The organism is Pseudomonas sp. CLCA07 (genome assembly GCF_053615335.1).
The window spans coordinates 1,288,760-1,305,102 of the sequence record NZ_CM132131.1; the positions used below are offsets into that span (position 1 = coordinate 1,288,760).

Here is a 16,343-nt window from a genome sequence, read left to right on the forward strand (position 1 = left end):
AAGATTTCTCTGAAAAGCAGCTCAAAAAAGAGGCGCGATACATGTAGGAGTGAGCCTGCTCGCGATGGCGGTGTGTCAGTCGACATCGATGTTGCATGTGCCACCGCTATCGCGAGCAGGCTCACTCCTACATGGATCGCGCCGCGAATTAACCGGCGTTGGCAGCCGCTTTTTTGTCGCTGGTCTGTTCGAGCAAGGTCAGGCGCTCTTGCAACTTGGCCAGCTCTGCATCGATCTCCGCCAGGCGCTTGGCCTTGTCCGCCGCTTCCAGCTTGGTGTCGGCATTGACGGTGGTACGCTGCTTGAACAGTTCGAGCTGACGGATCGGCAGCAACTGGTCGTCGCTGGACTTCAGGAACTTGCCCAACTGCATGCCCGCGAGCACGGCTTTCTCGGACTCGGTGTCGCCGTAGCTGAAGATGAAATCGCGGATCTTGGTCTTCTCGCTGTCGCTCAGGGCTTTGCTCCACACCAGCGGGTCGGCGGGGATCAGCGGCGACTTCCAGATCACTTTGAGCAGTGCAGCCTTGTCCGGCTGGGTGACTGCCAGGCGATCCCAGCTTTCAGTGTTGAAGGTCGCGACATCCAGTTGCCCTTTGGCCACGCTCAACGCGTTGACCTCATGGCTGGAGTTGAGGGTGCGTTTGAACGCGGTGGCGGCATCGACGTTGTTCTTGGCGAACACGTAGTAGCCCGGCACCAGATAGCCCGAAGTGGAGTTTGGGTCACCGTTGCCGAACGTCAGGTTCTTGGCGTTTTTGAGCATGTCGTCGACGGAGTTGATCGGGCTGTCTTTGCGCACGATCAACACGCTCCAGTAGCCGGCGGCGCCGCTGGCGGCTGCGGTCTGGGCGAAGATCTCGCCGTTGGAACGGTCCACCGCTTCGATGGCGGCCTTGTTGCCGAGCCAGGCCACGTCGACCTTGTTGAAGCGCATACCCTGGATCAGACCGGCATAGTCAGAGGCAAACGTGGCATTGATTTTCAGGCCGGTCTTCTTTTGCATGTCATCCAGAAACGGCTGCCAGATGCTCTTGAGGTTCTGCGAAGACTCGGTGGACATGATGCCGAAGTTGATGGCTTTTTCTTCAGCCTGGGTGGTGCCCAGCACACAGCTGGCGAGTAGCGCGGCGCCAGCAAAAACGCGACCGATACGGTTCAACATGGAATGGATTCCTTGGAGTGCGTCGTTGGAAAAAGGAGTGTGTTCAACCGCGCGCCAGCACCAGCCGGGGCGCAGGTTCGGGACGGCGGGCCTGATCGGAAAACATCAGGCTGGTGTCGATGTCGGCACCGTACAAATCGTTGAGGAACTGGCTGTTCAGGTCGGCGGCGAGGCCGTCGAAATGGATCCGTCCACCCTTGAGGGCCACGGCGCGCGGGCAATATCGGGTGGCGTAATCCACCTGATGCAGGGTCACCACCACGGTTTTGCCGTCGCGACGGTTGATGTCCGCGAGGATTTCCATGACCTTGCGCGCCGACTCCGGATCGAGGGAGGCGATCGGTTCATCGGCCAGAATCACTTCGGCACGCTGGGTCAGGGCCCGGGCAATCGCCACGCGCTGCTGTTGGCCGCCGGACAGGGTAGAGGCGCGCTGAGCCGCCAGATCGGCCAGGCCGACGCGGTCCAGGGACTCAAGGGCAAACTGCTTTTCCTGGGCATTGAACAGGCTCAAATTACCGCGCCAGCGTGGCATCCGGCCCAGGCAACCGAGCAGCACGTTATCGAGCACGCTGAGGCGGTTGACCAGGTTGAACTGCTGGAAGATGTAGCCGATGTCGGCACGCAAGCGACGCACCTTGCCATTCAGCCGCCCGGACGCCTGCACTTCCCGCCCCAGCACTTTAACGCTGCCGCCATTGCTGCGATCGCAACAGGCCAGGCCCGCGAGGTGCCGCAACAAAGTGGACTTGCCGGAGCCGGAAGCGCCAATCAGCGCGACCATCTCACCGGTGGCAATGGTGAGTTCGAGGTCGACCAGTGCGGTCTTGCGCGCAAAGGTCTTGTTCAGATGATCGACATGGATAGCTGCGTTCATGGGCGTCTCTGTCTGGTTGAACAGCCGTCCATGGCCGTTTTGAAGTTCAACCGACTTTAGGCGCGGGCTGTGTCAGCCCTATGACTTGCACAAGTCGCTGGAATACCGATTTGATGAAGGTTTTGTGAAAGGTTGAGTCCTGAAAAACACCGAACCCCTGTGGGAGCGAGCCTGCTCGCGATGAGGCCGTGTCAGTCGACATCAATTTTGTCTGACACTCCGCTATCGCGAGCAGGCTCGCTCCCACAGGGCCAGGTGTCACAGTTGAATTTCTGCGGGCACAAAAAAAGCGACCCGTAGGTCGCCTTTGCTTACTGCCCGAATTGCCGCCCCAATCCACCCGGCACGCCATGGATATCCGTGTCTTCCCACGGCCCGTTCGGACTGATCGAGCGGCTCCAGCCGTTGTTCCAGCGGTAGTAGGTGCGCTGGCGGTAGAAGGTGTTGGTCTGATCATCCAGCACATAGACGCCGAGCTTGGCATCCCAATGGCTGTTGCCACCCGGTGGCGGAGCGAAGCTGGCGGAGGTGCGAGGCATCGGTTTGGCGGGTTTGGCCGGGATGCCCGGTTTGCTCGGCGAAGGTGTTGGCGATGGTGTAGGTCTTGGCTGCGACGGCGGAATCGGCGACGGCGACGTGGTCTCCGGCGGCTGGACCGCACATGCGCTTAACCCCAAAACCAGACTGAGCAGGGTGATACGAGCAATAGCGGTCATGTGGCGTTTTCCTGTTATTTATCCGGGCTGTCGATAGTCAGTGTCTGCGGCGCGGTGGTGCTGCTGGCCAGAGGTTGGCTGCGACCGACCCATTCACCGGCAGTCGGTTGGCCGGCACGGGAGACGCGCGCAACCAGTTGGACTTCAGGGAAGTTGGACAGTTTCAACTGCGGCATCATTGCGTCGGCATCTCCCAGTTCGACGGTCACCGGCAAGTCGGCCACGGTCAGGCGTTTGGCCGCCAGCGGCGCAGGTGGGCCTGAGGTGGCGCGGGCGAAGATGAATACGCTGTCGCCCGGTTGGACCTTGGCTTTGAGCGCTGGCGCCAGGTCTACGGTGACTTTCAGCAATGCTGCAGGTTTGGCCACGGGTGCCTGAGCAACCTTGCCACCGCTGGCTTCAAGTTTCTCGGTGGCCTTGGCGATACCGCCTTGCAATGCTGCACGGGAGTTGTCCTCGGGCGGCAGTTGCTCTAGCAGGCGATTCCAATAGTCGATGGCGTCCTGATAACGCTGGCTTTCAAACGCCACGATGCCGAGCAGGCCCAGACTGGTGACTTCTTTCGGATCGGCCTTCAACGCTTCATCAGTCAGCGCCTGAATCTTGTCCGACCACTTTTTGCCATCGGCGAAGTATTGGGCCTGAGCCCATTGGCCAAGCAGTTCCGGTTGACGACCGGCCAGGTTCACCGTGCGTTCGAAGATCTTCGCCGCGTCGCCAGGACGGTCCTGAGCCATGTACGTGCGACCGAGGAAATACAGGCCTTCAGCCGAGTCCGGCTGAGCGGCGACGGCGCGCTCCAGGCGACGGGTCATCTCTTCCATCGACTGTGGCGCCTGGGCGAATTCGCGGGTCAGTTCGACTTTATCGCTGGCGCCGAAATGCAGGTACAAGCCAAGGCCAAGCACCGGAACCAGCACCGCCGCCAGCAACGGCAACGGCTTGCCCAAGCGAGTTACTCGCGGCGCTGCAACGCCTTCGGTGTCGGCGAGCAGCTCACGGGCCGCTTCGGCGCGGCCGGTATCCATTTGCGCGGCATCGAGCACGCCCTCTTCCTGCTGAGTCTGCAACTCAGCTACGCGCTCTTGATACAGCGCGACGTTCAGGGCAGTACGATCCTCTTCAAGTTGCGCGCGACGACCACGCAGAACCGGGATCAACAGAAAACTCAGGGCAACCAGAAGTAGCAGACCTGCAGCAAGCCAGAAATCAATCATTCTTGGTTTTATCCAACAGGTGGTCGAGGCGCTCACGCTCCTCGGCAGAAAGCGCGTCCGGGGTTTCAGCGCGTTGTACGCGACGACGGCGGACGATCACGACGATGATCACAATACCGCCCAGCAACAGGCCGGCCGGGCCGAACCAGAGCAGTGCCGTCTTGGCGTTGAGTGCGGGTTTGTAACGGACGAAATCACCGTAGCGGTCGACCATGAAGTCGATGATCTGCTGATTGTCCTTGCCCTCGCCGAGCATGCGGAAGATCTCTTTGCGCAGGTCGGCGGCGATCGGCGCGTTGGAGTCGGCGATGTCCTGATTCTGACACTTGGGGCAACGCAGTTCTTTGGTCAGCTCGCGAAAACGCTCGCGATCACCTTCGTTTGCGAACTCGTAGGTGTCGATGGCGGCGTGCGCCACGCCGGCCATGCTCAAGCCCAATACCACAGCGGCTATCCAGCGCTTCATGGCTTGGCCTCATCGACCAGTGCCTGATACTTGGCGGCCAGTTTTTCGCGCCAGACCTGCTCGTCGATTACGCCGACAAACTTGTCACGGATGATGCCTTTGGCGTCGATGAAAAAGGTTTCCGGCGCGCCGTACACGCCGAGGTTCAGGCCAAGGGAGCCCGCATCGTCGCGGATGTCCAGCTGGTACGGGTTGTGAAATTCCTCCAGCCACTTCAAGGCATCAGCATTGACGTCCTTGTAGTTAATGCCGTAAATCACCACGCCCTTCTGGGCCAGCTTGTTTAGCACCGGGTGCTCGACCCGGCAGGAAATGCACCAGGTGCCCCAAACGTTGACCAGCGCGGGTTTACCCAGAATGTCGGCCTTGGTCAGTGTCTTGTCGCCCTGCACGCTCGGCAGGGAAAACTCCGGGAACGGCTTGTTGATCATCGCAGAAGGCAACTCGGCCGGGTCCAGATAGAGCCCGCGATACAGAAAAACAGCCACCACCAGAAAAATCGCCAGAGGCAACAGCATCAACCAACGTCTCATGCAGCGGCTCCCGTCATACCCAGTGCTTCACGCACGCGGCTTTTCACTTTGACCCGATAACGCCGATCCAGCGCCGCCAGCAATCCGCCGAAGCCGGTGAGCAGGCCGCCGAACCAGATCCAGCGCACGAACGGTTTGACGTGAACGCGCACGGCCCAGGCGCCATCGCCCAGCGGTTCGCCGAGGGCGACGTAGAGGTCACGGGTGAAACCGGCGTCGATCCCGGCTTCGGTCATCACCGAGTTTTGCACGGTGTAGAGGCGTTTTTCCGGGTGCAGCACGCTGACTTCCTTACCGTCGCGAATCACCCGAACGGTGCCCTTGTCGGAGGTGAAGTTCGGGCCTTCGAAATGCTTCGCGCCTTCGAACACGAAGTGGTAACCACCGAGATCCATGGATTCGCCCGGCGCCAGGCGCAGGTCACGCTCGGCACTGTTCTGGCTCGACAGCACGACGCCAAGGGCGCACACGGCGATGCCGAGGTGAGCGACCTGCATGCCCCAATAGCTGCGGGTCAGGGTCGGCAGGCCTTTGATCAGGCCTTTGTGGCGAGTCTTGTCGACAATGTCACGCGCTCCGGCCAACAACACCCAGGCCGCGAGCATGAAGGTCGCGATGACAGCCCAGTTGAAATCGCCGTAAGCGACGCCAGCGACCACAGCCAGTGCAGCACTGCCCAGCAACACCGGGGTGAGCATGCTGGCCAGCCATTTCACCGGGGTGTCCCTCCAGCGCACAATCACACCGACCGCCATCACCATCATCAGCAACGCCATCAACGGAATGAACAGCGCGTTGAAGTACGGTGGGCCGACCGACAGCTTGGCGCCGGTCATCGCATCCAGAATCAGCGGGTACAAGGTGCCCAGCAGGATCATCGAAGCCGCCACCACCAGCACCAGGTTGTTCCCCAGCAACAGGGTTTCCCGGGACCAGAGGTTGAATCCCACCTGGCTCTTGACCACGGGTGCGCGCAGGGCGAACAGCGTCAGCGAACCACCGACCACAAACAGCAGGAAGATCAGGATGAACACCCCGCGTTCAGGGTCGGACGCAAACGCGTGAACCGAGGTCAGCACGCCGGAACGCACGAGGAACGTGCCGAGCAAGCTCAACGAGAACGCGGCGATGGCCAGCAACACGGTCCAGCTCTTGAACACGCCACGTTTTTCCGTGACCGCCAATGAGTGAATCAGCGCGGTGCCGACCAGCCAAGGCATGAAGGAAGCGTTTTCAACCGGGTCCCAGAACCACCAGCCACCCCAGCCGAGTTCGTAGTACGCCCACCACGAACCGAGGGTGATGCCGATACCAAGGAAGGCCCAGGCGACGATGGTCCACGGACGCGACCAGCGAGCCCACGCGGCATCAAGGCGACCGCCCATCAGCGCCGCAATGGCGAAGGCGAAGGCTACCGAGAAACCGACGTACCCCATGTACAGCATCGGCGGGTGAACGATCAGGCCGATGTCTTGCAGCAACGGATTCAGGTCGGCGCCATCGCTGGGCATTTGCGGCAGGATGCGCTTGAACGGGTTGGAGGTGAGGATCAGGAACAGCAGGAAACCGGTGCTGATCATGCCCATCACGGCCAGTACCCGCGCCAGCATGACTTGCGGCAACTGTCGGGAGAACACCGACACCGCGAAGGTCCAGCCACCCAGAATCAATGCCCACAGCAGCAACGAGCCTTCGTGTGCGCCCCATACTGCACTGAATTTGTAGTACCACGGCAAGGCACTGTTGGAGTTGCTGGCGACGTAAGCGACCGAGAAGTCGTCGGTCATGAACGCGTACGTCAGGCAACCGAAGGCGAACACCAGAAAAGTGAACTGGCCCCAGGCAGCCGGCTGCGCGAGGCTCATCCACAAGCGGTCACCGCGCCAGGCACCGAGCAACGGCACCACGGCCTGAGCCAGCGCGAAACACAGCGCCAGGATCATGGCCAGGTGGCCAAGCTCTGGTATGAAAAGCCCGGGGATAAAGATTCCAGACGTCATCAATTAACCCTCTTTGGCTTGTGTGGGCGCCGACTGGCCGCTGTCTTTCAGGGCCTTGGTCACTTCCGGCGGCATGTACTTTTCATCGTGCTTGGCCAGCACTTCGTCAGCCACCACCACGCCGTCGGCGTTAAGTTTGCCCAGGGCGACAATGCCCTGCCCTTCACGGAACAGGTCCGGAAGAATGCCGCGATAGGTGATAGTCACGGATTTATTGAAGTCGGTGACGATGAATTTCACGTCCAGCGAGTCACCGGAGCGTTGCAGTGAGCCTTGCTCGACCATGCCACCCGCACGAATGCGCGTGTCTTGCGGCGCTTCGCCGTTGGCGATCTGGGTCGGGGTGTAAAACAGATTGATGTTCTGCTGCAGGGCGCTCAGGGCCAGGCCGACGGCAGCGCCGACACCGACCAGGATCGCGAGAATGATGATAAGACGCTTTTTGCGCAGCGGATTCACTTGCCGTTCTCCCGGCGCAGACGACGCGCCTCTTGTTGCAGATACCGCTTGCGGGCCAGGATCGGCGCCGCCACGTTGAGGGCCAGCACCGTCAGGCAAATGCCATAGGCTGACCAGACATACAGGGCGTGATGGCCCATGGCGAGGAAGTCGCCGAATGAAGCAAAACTCATCGAGCGGCCTCCAGACTGTTCTGTACTTCGGCCTTGACCCAACTGGCCCGCGATTCGCGCTTGAGCACTTCAAGGCGCATGCGCAGCAACAGGACCGCGCCGAAGAAACAGTAGAAGCCCAGCACCGTCAGCAGCAGAGGCAGCCACATTTCAGCCGGCATCGCCGGTTTTTCGGTGAGGGTGAAGGTCGCGCCCTGGTGCAGGGTGTTCCACCACTCCACCGAGTATTTGATGATCGGGATGTTGATCACGCCGACAATCGCCAACACCGCACACGCCTTGGCGGCGCTATCACGATTGCTGATGGCGTTGCCCAGCGCAATAAGACCGAAGTACAGAAACAGCAAAATAAGCATGGACGTCAGTCGTGCATCCCAGACCCACCACGAACCCCAGGTCGGTTTGCCCCAGATCGCGCCTGTGACCAGCGCCACGGCGGTCATCCAGGCACCGATGGGCGCCGCGCATTGCAGGGCGACGTCGGCCAGTTTCATCTTCCAGACCAGCCCGACAATGCCGCACACGGCCAGCATCACGTAGCAGGACTGCGCCAGCATCGCGGCAGGAACGTGGATATAGATGATGCGAAAGCTGTTGCCTTGCTGGTAGTCGGGCGGCGCGAAGGCCAAGCCCCAAACGACTCCCACGCCGATCAGCAGCAACGCCGCGACGCTCAGCCAGGGCAGGAGTTTGCCGCTGATGCCGTAAAACCATTTGGGCGAGCCGAGCTTGTGAAACCACGTCCAGTTCATACTGTTTCCATCACGGTTGCCCTTCGCTGTGAAGGGCTGGGTCTTTACTGGTTAAATTTTAACCAGACCTCATTATTCGCCGACACTGATCTTCAGGCCAGCAGCTATTGCAAACGGTGTCAGGGTTATCGCCAGGGCGGTCAGGCTGCCAAGCCACAGGAGATAACCGGTCGCCGGCATGCCTTGCAAGGCTGCCTGCAAGGCGCCACTGCCAAGGATCAACACCGGGATGTACAGCGGCAGAATCAGCAGTGCCAGTAACAGGCCACCTCGCTTCAATCCCACCGTCAGGGCTGCGCCCACCGCACCGAGCAGGCTCAGCACCGGTGTACCCAGCAATAAAGAAATCAGCAACACCGGCAGACAAGCGGCAGGTAGACCGAGCATTAACGCCAGCAGTGGAGCGAGCAAAACCAGTGCCAGGCCAGAGAAGGCCCAGTGTGCCAGTACCTTGGCCAAAACCAGAAGAGGCAGGGGGTGCGACGAAAGGACCCACTGTTCAAGCGATCCATCTTCGAAATCACTGCGGAAAAGCCCGTCCAGCGAGAGCAGAACCGATAAAAGAGCGGCCACCCAGACCAGTCCCGGAGACAAGGTTTGCAACAATTGAGCCTCGGGGCCGACCGCCAACGGGAACAGCGCCACCACGATGGCGAAGAATACCAGCGGATTGGCCAGTTCCGCAGGACGGCGGAACAACAATCGGGCCTCACGGGCGACCAACAGGCCGAAAACACTCATACGGCCCAATTCCCCAGATCAATGTCGCGATAGCTGGCCGGCATCCGGGTCAGCGTATGGTGCGTGGTCAACACGACCATGCCGCCCTGCTCGCAGTGTGCAGCCAGGTGTTCTTCAAGCTGTGCCACGCCTTGTTTGTCGAGCGCGGTGAACGGCTCATCGAGAATCCACAGCGGCGGGCTGTCCAGGTACAACCGCGCCAGCGCCACACGGCGATGCTGGCCAGCAGACAGCGTGTGGCAAGGAACATCCTCGAAACCGCGCAGTCCGACAGCAGCCAGCGCTTGCCAGATGGCCTCATGGGACGCCGGATGGTGCAGGGCGCAGAGCCAGCTGAGGTTTTCCTCGGGGGTCAGCAGCTCCTTGATGCCGGCAGCATGACCGATCCACAGCAGGTTGCGCGCCAGCTCGAAACGTTGCTCATGGAGCGGTTGGCCGTTAAGCAGCACTTGACCGGCGGTCGGCTGCATAAGGCCACACAGCAGGCGCAACAGACTGGTCTTGCCACTGCCGTTGGGGCCGCTAATTTGCAACATTTCGCCACTGGCCAGTCTCAAATCGAGATTTTCGAAGAGCAGCCGAAGGTCTCGCTCACAAGCGAGGGCAACGGTTTGCAGGACAGGGCTGGTCAAGGGATCACGGGCCTTTTGCGGTTCAAGTCGGCGGCGAAGCGGCCGCTAAAGAGATGCAGCATAGATGCATTGGCGGTCTGTTCTAGAGAGCTGCGTCAAACAATTGCAATGTTTTCGCCACTCCCCGAAAGACGGGCGGCATTATACATGCCATGCCCTACTCTAAAGAGTGCATTTTCCTCAGGTTGTGACCGCGTATGACAGGCGAAATGAACATCCTCCCACTGCCGCAGACCACGCCCGCGACTTCGCGGCCGTTGATGGTCAGTGACAACCAGCTGAAGTTGCTGACGCCGATGGAGGGCCTGATCGCCGTCGGGCAGACCGCCAAGGCTGAAGTGCTGTCGCTCAAGCAGACCGATCAGGCCTTTCAACTGTTGCTCAAAGTCACACTCGACAGCGGTCGCCAGACCACGGTCCAGGCCACCAGCACTCAACCGCTGCCCCAAGGCACCAGCCTGGCGATCACCCAACCGTCGGCGACCAACCTGGCCATCACCGTGCAACAGGCCATTGCCACAAGTATCGCCACCCTCACCCGCATCGACACCGCGAAACTGCCGGTCGGGACATTGTTGCAAGGCAAAGTGCTGACCTCCCAGGTGATGCCACAGGTGCCGGGGCAACCGACGGTGTTTCGCTCGATGGTGAGCTTGCTGAACACAATGCTGAACGGCAGCACACTGAGCATCGACAGCCCGACGCCCCTGCACATCGGCACCTTGTTAAGTGCAATGGTGCAAGACTCCCAGACGCTGAAATTCGTCCCGCTGAGCGGCCGCCAGGAACAATTGGCCGTGACGCAGCAACTGGTCAGCCAGCAAAGTCGCCAGGGTTCTCTGGATGGCTTGATCAAAGTCCTGCAAAACTTGCCGCCGTTGGATCAGTCCTCCAGCGACCTGCGCGCCGCCATGGACAAATTGCTCGCCGGCCTGCCAGACATTCAGCAACTGAGTTCGTCCAAAGGCCTGGCCCAGGCGCTGGCCAATAGCGGCCTGTTCCTCGAAGCCAAATTGCTGACCGGACAAAACCCGACGCTGGCGCCAGACATGAAAAGCGATCTGCTCAAGCTGATCGCCCAACTGACGCCGGGCCTGCCAGCCAATACCAACCTCAACGCAATCATCGCCGCCAACACATTGGTGCAGGCAATGCCGAGTTTCGTGCGCAGCGCCCTCGGCATGCTCGGCCAGGTCAGCGCGAAACCACTGCCGACCCGTTTCCCGCTACCCGAGCGCCTGCTGCAAAGCCAGGACGGCGAAGGTGATCTGGAGCATTTGCTGCGTCTGGCAGCTGCAGCGGTTTCGCGTCTGCAAAGCCATCAACTGTCGAGCCTGGAGCAAACCGGCGTGACGGACGATGGCCGCCTGCTCAGCACCTGGCAGCTGGAAATTCCGATGCGCAACGCACAGGACATCGTGCCGTTGCAGGTCAAATTCCAGCGCGAAGAGGCCCCCGAGAAAGAACAACCGCACGAACGTCGCGACGAACGCGAACCGAAACTGCCACTGTGGCGCGTCGACCTCGCGTTCGACATGGAACCGCTGGGCCCGCTGCAGATTCAGGCGCAGCTGATCAAGGGCAGCCTGTCCAGTCAGCTCTGGGCCGAACGCCCATACACCGCGACCCTGATCGAAAGTAACCTGGCCGGACTGCGCGAACGCTTGCTGGCATCGGGCCTGAACGTCGGCGATCTGGATTGCCACTTGGGCAAGCCGCCACAAGGCCCGCAAACCCGCCTCGAACACCGCTGGGTCGACGAAACCGCATGAAAAGCCCCCACACCCCACGCCAGGCCATCGCCCTCAAATACGACGGCAGCCACGCCCCTACCCTCACGGCCAAGGGTGACGACGAGCTGGCTGAAGAAATTTTGCGCATCGCCCGCGACTACGACGTGCCGATCTACGAAAACCCCGAGCTGGTGAGGCTGCTGGCGAAGATGGAATTGGGGGACAGTATTCCCGAGGAGTTGTACCGCACGATTGCCGAGATTATTGCGTTTGCGTGGAATTTGAAGGGCAAGTTTCCGGCGGGGCATGATTCGCAGGCGCCGATGATCGAGAAGGACATCACCGATCGCGGGGATGATTACTGAGGCTTCAAGGACGCCTTCGCGAGCAGGCTCGCTCCCACAGGGTTCGGCGGCGTTCGCACATCTTGTGTTCGACCCCAATACCTGTGGGAGCGAGCCTGCTCGCGATAGCAATCTCAGCCGAATCGCAAAAATCAGTTCTTAGGCAATTTTTTCGCCAGCGCCACCGTCGTCTCGCTCCCAGTTTTGAAAAAACGTAAAAGCCTGAGGCTGCGACCGACAATCAAGCCATTGATAAGGCCAGCCCCCAATGCCGACCATGCCACCGCCGACACTGCCTCAGCCAGTTCCGGATGCATGGCCGCCTGGTATCCGTTGTAATAACGCCAGGCAAAGAAACACCAATACACCATCAATACTTTGATTGTGCCGCCCAGAAGCAGGCGGTCCCCATCGCGCTCTACACTTTGGTAAGAGTAAAAGCGCAACGCCAGAATCCAGCCTGCCAGTAATCCCAGCGCATACATCGAGAGCGGGATCGCAGTTCCTTGGGAGAACTTCAGCGAGGCCAGGGAAATAGCAATAAATATAGCCGGCGTGATCTGCAACGACCTCTTCGACTCATGACTCTTGAAACACGCACTTACGCCGTAGTAAGTCAGGATAAAAAAGACTGCATAAACCCATAGCGGTGTACCACGCAGTATGTCGAGCATAGGCCTCCCTGGCACTGCAATGTCTGAAACAGGCGTCGTTTATCAGCGGCGTTCACGTTACCGAGGGTGGTCGGCAATCACAAGCCGGGCCAAACCGCGAAAAATCCAAGATAAAGAAGGATGTCACGGAACGCGGGGATGATTACTGAATCTTTGTTGAATGCAAAAAGATCGCAGCCTCGTTTCACTCGACAGTTCCTACATTGGAGTGGCGTACGCCTGTAGGAGCTGTCGAGTGAAACGAGGCTGCGATCTTTTGATCAGTTCAGTTCTTGTGAAGCTTGCGCATCAACTCCGCCTCAGCCTGGGTCAACCCGCAGGACTGAGTCAGTTCATCAACTGTAGCGCCCATCCCCACCAGTCGCGCCGCCTGGGCAAACGACAGGCTCGTCGGGTCGCGCTGCTCCAGTTGAGCCAGTTTGTCCGGCAACGGGCGGACCACCGCGCGCAATTCGTGCAGGTCTTCACCCATGCGCACGTTGCCGTTCTGGTAGTCGTCCACGCGTTTGGCCAGGTCTTTGATGCGCTGATCCCGTAACGCATCGCCCTGAGCCTGTTGTGCGGCGATCAGTCGTTGACCGCGTATATACGCCAGAAACATCGCCAGCGTGCCTGCCCAGAAGAGGAACAGGACAATGACCGCAACCTCAAGAATCAATCAGATGTTCTCCAGATCCGACCATTCTTCTTCGCTCATCATCTTGTCCAGTTCGACCAGGATCAGCAATTCGTTGTTCTTGTTGCACACGCCTTGAATGAACTTGGCGGACTCTTCGTTACCGACGTTTGGCGCGGTTTCGATTTCCGACTGACGCAGGTAAACCACTTCCGCCACGCTGTCGACCATGATCCCGACAACCTGTTTGTCGGCTTCGATGATGACGATACGGGTGTTGTCGCTGATCTCGGCGTTCATCAGGCCGAAGCGCTGACGGGTGTCGATCACGGTGACCACATTACCGCGCAGGTTGATGATGCCCAGGACGTAGCTCGGAGCACCCGGAACCGGGGCGATTTCGGTGTAGCGCAGGACTTCCTGAACGCGCATCACGTTGATGCCGTAGGTTTCGTTGTCCAGCTTGAAGGTTACCCATTGCAGGATCGGATCTTCGGAACCCTTTGCAGCCGTCGCCTTATCATTCATACCCTGACCCCTCAAAAAACCGCCCTGGCGGTGTGTGTTCTGTGCGTCGGCAATCACTGCCAATGCGTGTTTTTATGTTGGTTTGTGAGCCGGCTTTTTAATACTGCTCAAGTGCTTTGCGCCGCCACTGGCGATCAGCTCGGCCAGCGCGGAAACGTCGAGCAATGCACACATGTGTTCAATTACGGTGCCCGCCAGCCATGGCCGTTGACCACGGTGACTGCGCCATTTGATTTCGTTGGGGTCCAGGCGCAACGAGCGGCTGACTTGATGCACCGCCAGCCCCCACTCATAACCCTGAACCGAAATGACGTATTGCAGGCCTTGACGGAAGTCATCGCGGTAGCGGTCAGGCATGACCCAACGCGCGGTGTCCAATACTTTCAGGTTGCCAGCCTGGCTCGGCAGAATCCCGAGGAACCATTCTGGCTGACCGAACAGCGGCGTCAGCTCGTGACCGGCCAAGGAATAAATCGACCCCAGGCACACCAATGGCACCGCCAGTGTCAGGCCAGCGACGTCGAACAGCAGGCATTCGAAGGGCTCGGCGGCCCAGGATGGACGCCCGTCAGTTTCGACCGGTGGCGGCGTGTTGCTTGGTGGAAGATGGACTTCGACGACCGGCGGCACCAACGTTTGCAGCAGCGGTGCGATGGTCGATACCGGCGCGAGGACCGGTGCCGGCGCTTCCATGACCGGCGCTGGAGCTTGCGCCACCGACACAATCACGGGGGCAATCACAGGCGCTGCAACCACCGCCGCCGGGCGTGCATCGCGCGCCTGTTCTTCGAGCACCGCCAACTGAAACTCGTCGAGGGTGCTTTCAGGTTCGATCACTTCGGCGGGCGCTTCGATGACGGGGGCCAGCTCCTCGGTCGCGTCCTGCAGCAAGCTGTCAAGATAGCTCTGGAGCGCCAGTTGCGGGCGAGAGGTGATTTTCACCGGCCGAATCATTCAAGCACCCCGCAAGGAAGGTTCATCTCAAGCCACCTGCGCAACAGATTGCTGCACCAGCAAATGCTTGAGCAGCGCGCGATAAGCGAGAACGCCACGGCTTTTGCCGTCGAACTGCGAAGGCGTGAGCCCGGCCCTGCTCGCATCCCGCAAGCGGGTGTCGACCGGGATGTAACCTTGCCAGATTTCTTCCGGGTACTTGTCGCGCAGCACCCGCAGGGTTCCGAGGGAAGCCTGGGTGCGGCGGTCGAACATGGTCGGGATGACGGTGAACGGCAGCGCCTGCTTGCGCGAGCGGTTGATCATCGCCAGGGTATTGACCATGCGTTCCAGACCTTTGACGGCGAGGTGCTCGGTCTGTACCGGGATCACCAATTGCTGGCTTGCCGCCAAGGCATTGACCATCAGTACGCCGAGCAACGGCGGGCTGTCGATCACGGCGTAATCGAAGTCTTGCCACAACTGCGCCAGGCTCTTGGCGATGACGAGGCCCAAACCACTTTGCCCCGGCGACTGACGCTCAAGCGTGGCCAGCGCGGTGCTGGAGGGCAACAGCGAAATGCTTTCGTGGCTGGTGGGCAACAACAACTGACCGGGCAAGCCCTGCGGCACACTGCCCTTGTGCAGGAACAAGTCGTAGCTGCTGTGTTCCAGAGTGTCGGGGTCGTAGCCGAAGTAGCTGGTCATGGAGCCGTGCGGGTCGAGATCGACCACAACCACGCGTTTGCCCGCCTCGGCCAGCAAACCGGCTAAAGCGATAGAGGAAGTGGTTTTACCAACACCACCCTTTTGATTGGCAACTGCCCAGACTCTCATTCGAAGGGTTCCGCTCGGTCGACAGGGTAAACCGAGAAATAGCTCAACGTGTTAATGCGGGTGACGGAGAATTGACGGCGCTCTCTCGTCCCGGCGACTTGAGCGGGGTTGGTGCAGTTTGTGTGCCAGCACGCTTCAACGCGGCATCCGGTTGTGCATGAGCGGTACCGGTGCCGGTCAGACTGCGGCGCACATCGAGATTGCGCGAAACCACCAGCACCACTCGACGGTTGCGAGCGCGGCCTTCAGCGGTGGCGTTGTTGGCCACCGGCTGGAATTCACCGTATCCCACGGACGCCAGGCGCCCAGGGTTTACGCCCTGCATCGCCAGCATGCGCACGATGCTCGCGGAACGAGCCGAAGACAGTTCCCAGTTGGTCGGGTACTGCGCGGTGCGGATCGGCTGATCGTCGGTAAAGCCTTCGACATGAATCGGGTTGTCGAACGGCTTCAGGATCCGGGCCACCTTGTCGATGATGTTGAACGCGATGTCACTGGGCATGGCATCGCCGCTGCCAAATAACAGGCTGGAATTGAGCTCGATTTCAACCCACAACTCATTGCCACGCACGGTCATCTGATTGGAACTGATCAGGTCACCGAACGCCGCGCTGATGTCATCGGCGATGCTTTTCAGCGGGTCGCTGGAACCGGCGACGCCGGCATCGACCTGCTCACTGTCTTTCACCAAGGGCTTGGCCGGCGTCACCGTCATTGGTCGCTCTTCGCCAATCGGGATCGGCTTGAGGGAGCGATCAGCGTCGGTGAAGACCCCGATCAACGCTTGCGAGATGACTTTGTACTTGCCTTCGTTGATCGAAGAAATCGAGTACATCACCACGAAGAATGCGAAGAGCAAAGTAATGAAGTCAGCGTAGGAAACGAGCCAACGTTCATGGTTTACATGTTCTTCAGGTTGCCTGCGACGAGCCATAGTCCATCACTCC

At 60.0% G+C, this 16,343-nt stretch carries 20 protein-coding genes; 2 read left to right on the plus strand and 18 right to left on the minus strand.

The window, feature by feature from the left end; translation table 11 throughout:
- Positions 1 to 148 precede the first annotated feature (148 nt).
- The 12 genes from phnD to ccmA form a co-directional block, all read right to left on the minus strand.
- Complete coding sequence (gene phnD, locus ACWGZX_RS05935) at positions 149 to 1,165, minus strand: phosphonate ABC transporter substrate-binding protein (RefSeq protein ID WP_452627644.1); 1,017 nt, start codon at positions 1,163 to 1,165, stop codon at positions 149 to 151.
- A gap of 43 nt (positions 1,166 to 1,208) precedes the next feature.
- Positions 1,209 to 2,042, minus strand: coding sequence for a phosphonate ABC transporter ATP-binding protein (phnC, locus tag ACWGZX_RS05940; protein ID WP_452627645.1), 834 nt, complete (start codon positions 2,040 to 2,042; stop codon positions 1,209 to 1,211).
- Between the two features lie 311 nt (positions 2,043 to 2,353).
- The gene (locus ACWGZX_RS05945; RefSeq protein WP_452627646.1) at positions 2,354 to 2,758 is read right to left on the minus strand and encodes a hypothetical protein; all 405 of its coding nucleotides are present in this window, start codon (positions 2,756 to 2,758) and stop codon (positions 2,354 to 2,356) included.
- Positions 2,759 to 2,772: 14 nt separating this feature from the next.
- Entirely contained in the window at positions 2,773 to 3,975 is a 1,203-nt protein-coding gene (gene ccmI / locus ACWGZX_RS05950) for a c-type cytochrome biogenesis protein CcmI (RefSeq protein ID WP_452627647.1), read from the minus strand.
- Complete coding sequence (locus ACWGZX_RS05955; RefSeq protein ID WP_452627648.1) at positions 3,968 to 4,441, minus strand: cytochrome c-type biogenesis protein; 474 nt, start codon at positions 4,439 to 4,441, stop codon at positions 3,968 to 3,970. Before ACWGZX_RS05955 ends, ccmI begins: the two co-directional genes overlap by 8 nt.
- Positions 4,438 to 4,974, minus strand: a complete 537-nt coding sequence (locus tag ACWGZX_RS05960) for a DsbE family thiol:disulfide interchange protein (protein WP_452627649.1) — start codon at positions 4,972 to 4,974, stop codon at positions 4,438 to 4,440. Before ACWGZX_RS05960 ends, ACWGZX_RS05955 begins: the two co-directional genes overlap by 4 nt.
- Positions 4,971 to 6,974 carry a heme lyase CcmF/NrfE family subunit gene (locus tag ACWGZX_RS05965; protein WP_452627650.1) on the minus strand — a complete coding sequence of 668 codons (2,004 nt, stop codon included), beginning with the start codon at positions 6,972 to 6,974 and terminating at the stop codon, positions 4,971 to 4,973. Before ACWGZX_RS05965 ends, ACWGZX_RS05960 begins: the two co-directional genes overlap by 4 nt.
- Positions 6,975 to 6,977: 3 nt before the next feature.
- A complete protein-coding gene (ccmE, locus tag ACWGZX_RS05970) occupies positions 6,978 to 7,433 on the minus strand; it encodes a cytochrome c maturation protein CcmE (protein ID WP_452627651.1) in 456 nt (151 codons plus the stop codon).
- Entirely contained in the window at positions 7,430 to 7,606 is a 177-nt protein-coding gene (gene ccmD / locus ACWGZX_RS05975) for a heme exporter protein CcmD (protein ID WP_150781078.1), read from the minus strand. The genes ccmE and ccmD overlap by 4 nt, the downstream gene beginning before the upstream one ends.
- Positions 7,603 to 8,358: a heme ABC transporter permease gene (locus ACWGZX_RS05980; protein WP_452627652.1), complete on the minus strand. Its 756-nt coding sequence runs from the start codon at positions 8,356 to 8,358 to the stop codon at positions 7,603 to 7,605. The genes ccmD and ACWGZX_RS05980 overlap by 4 nt, the downstream gene beginning before the upstream one ends.
- A gap of 72 nt (positions 8,359 to 8,430) precedes the next feature.
- Positions 8,431 to 9,099, minus strand: coding sequence for a heme exporter protein CcmB (gene ccmB, locus ACWGZX_RS05985; RefSeq protein ID WP_452627653.1), 669 nt, complete (start codon positions 9,097 to 9,099; stop codon positions 8,431 to 8,433).
- Positions 9,096 to 9,731 (minus strand): cytochrome c biogenesis heme-transporting ATPase CcmA, encoded by a 636-nt coding sequence (gene ccmA / locus ACWGZX_RS05990; protein WP_452627654.1) that lies wholly within the window; start codon positions 9,729 to 9,731, stop codon positions 9,096 to 9,098. Before ccmA ends, ccmB begins: the two co-directional genes overlap by 4 nt.
- Before the next feature lie 197 nt (positions 9,732 to 9,928).
- Here ccmA and fliK point away from each other — a divergent pair, with 197 nt between their 5' ends.
- Positions 9,929 to 11,503, plus strand: coding sequence for a flagellar hook-length control protein FliK (gene fliK / locus ACWGZX_RS05995; RefSeq protein ID WP_452627655.1), 1,575 nt, complete (start codon positions 9,929 to 9,931; stop codon positions 11,501 to 11,503).
- Positions 11,500 to 11,829, plus strand: coding sequence for an EscU/YscU/HrcU family type III secretion system export apparatus switch protein (locus ACWGZX_RS06000; RefSeq protein ID WP_452627656.1), 330 nt, complete (start codon positions 11,500 to 11,502; stop codon positions 11,827 to 11,829). The genes fliK and ACWGZX_RS06000 overlap by 4 nt, the downstream gene beginning before the upstream one ends.
- A 131-nt stretch (positions 11,830 to 11,960) precedes the next feature.
- Here ACWGZX_RS06000 and ACWGZX_RS06005 read toward each other — a convergent pair whose 3' ends face one another.
- From ACWGZX_RS06005 to motD, 6 genes are all read right to left on the minus strand, one after another.
- Positions 11,961 to 12,482, minus strand: a complete 522-nt coding sequence (locus ACWGZX_RS06005; RefSeq protein WP_452627657.1) for a hypothetical protein — start codon at positions 12,480 to 12,482, stop codon at positions 11,961 to 11,963.
- Positions 12,483 to 12,747: 265 nt separating this feature from the next.
- The gene (locus tag ACWGZX_RS06010) at positions 12,748 to 13,140 is read right to left on the minus strand and encodes a DUF2802 domain-containing protein (RefSeq protein WP_223517105.1); all 393 of its coding nucleotides are present in this window, start codon (positions 13,138 to 13,140) and stop codon (positions 12,748 to 12,750) included.
- Positions 13,141 to 13,626: a chemotaxis protein CheW gene (locus ACWGZX_RS06015; RefSeq protein ID WP_007946765.1), complete on the minus strand. Its 486-nt coding sequence runs from the start codon at positions 13,624 to 13,626 to the stop codon at positions 13,141 to 13,143.
- Between the two features lie 72 nt (positions 13,627 to 13,698).
- Positions 13,699 to 14,580 (minus strand): CheW domain-containing protein, encoded by an 882-nt coding sequence (locus ACWGZX_RS06020; RefSeq protein ID WP_452627658.1) that lies wholly within the window; start codon positions 14,578 to 14,580, stop codon positions 13,699 to 13,701.
- A 27-nt stretch (positions 14,581 to 14,607) separates the two neighbouring features.
- Positions 14,608 to 15,396 carry a ParA family protein gene (locus tag ACWGZX_RS06025; RefSeq protein WP_452627659.1) on the minus strand — a complete coding sequence of 263 codons (789 nt, stop codon included), beginning with the start codon at positions 15,394 to 15,396 and terminating at the stop codon, positions 14,608 to 14,610.
- 43 nt (positions 15,397 to 15,439) lie between these two features.
- On the minus strand, positions 15,440 to 16,330 hold the full coding sequence (gene motD / locus ACWGZX_RS06030; RefSeq protein ID WP_452627660.1) for a flagellar motor protein MotD: 891 nt from the start codon (positions 16,328 to 16,330) through the stop codon (positions 15,440 to 15,442).
- Between the last annotated feature and the right edge of the window lie 13 nt (positions 16,331 to 16,343).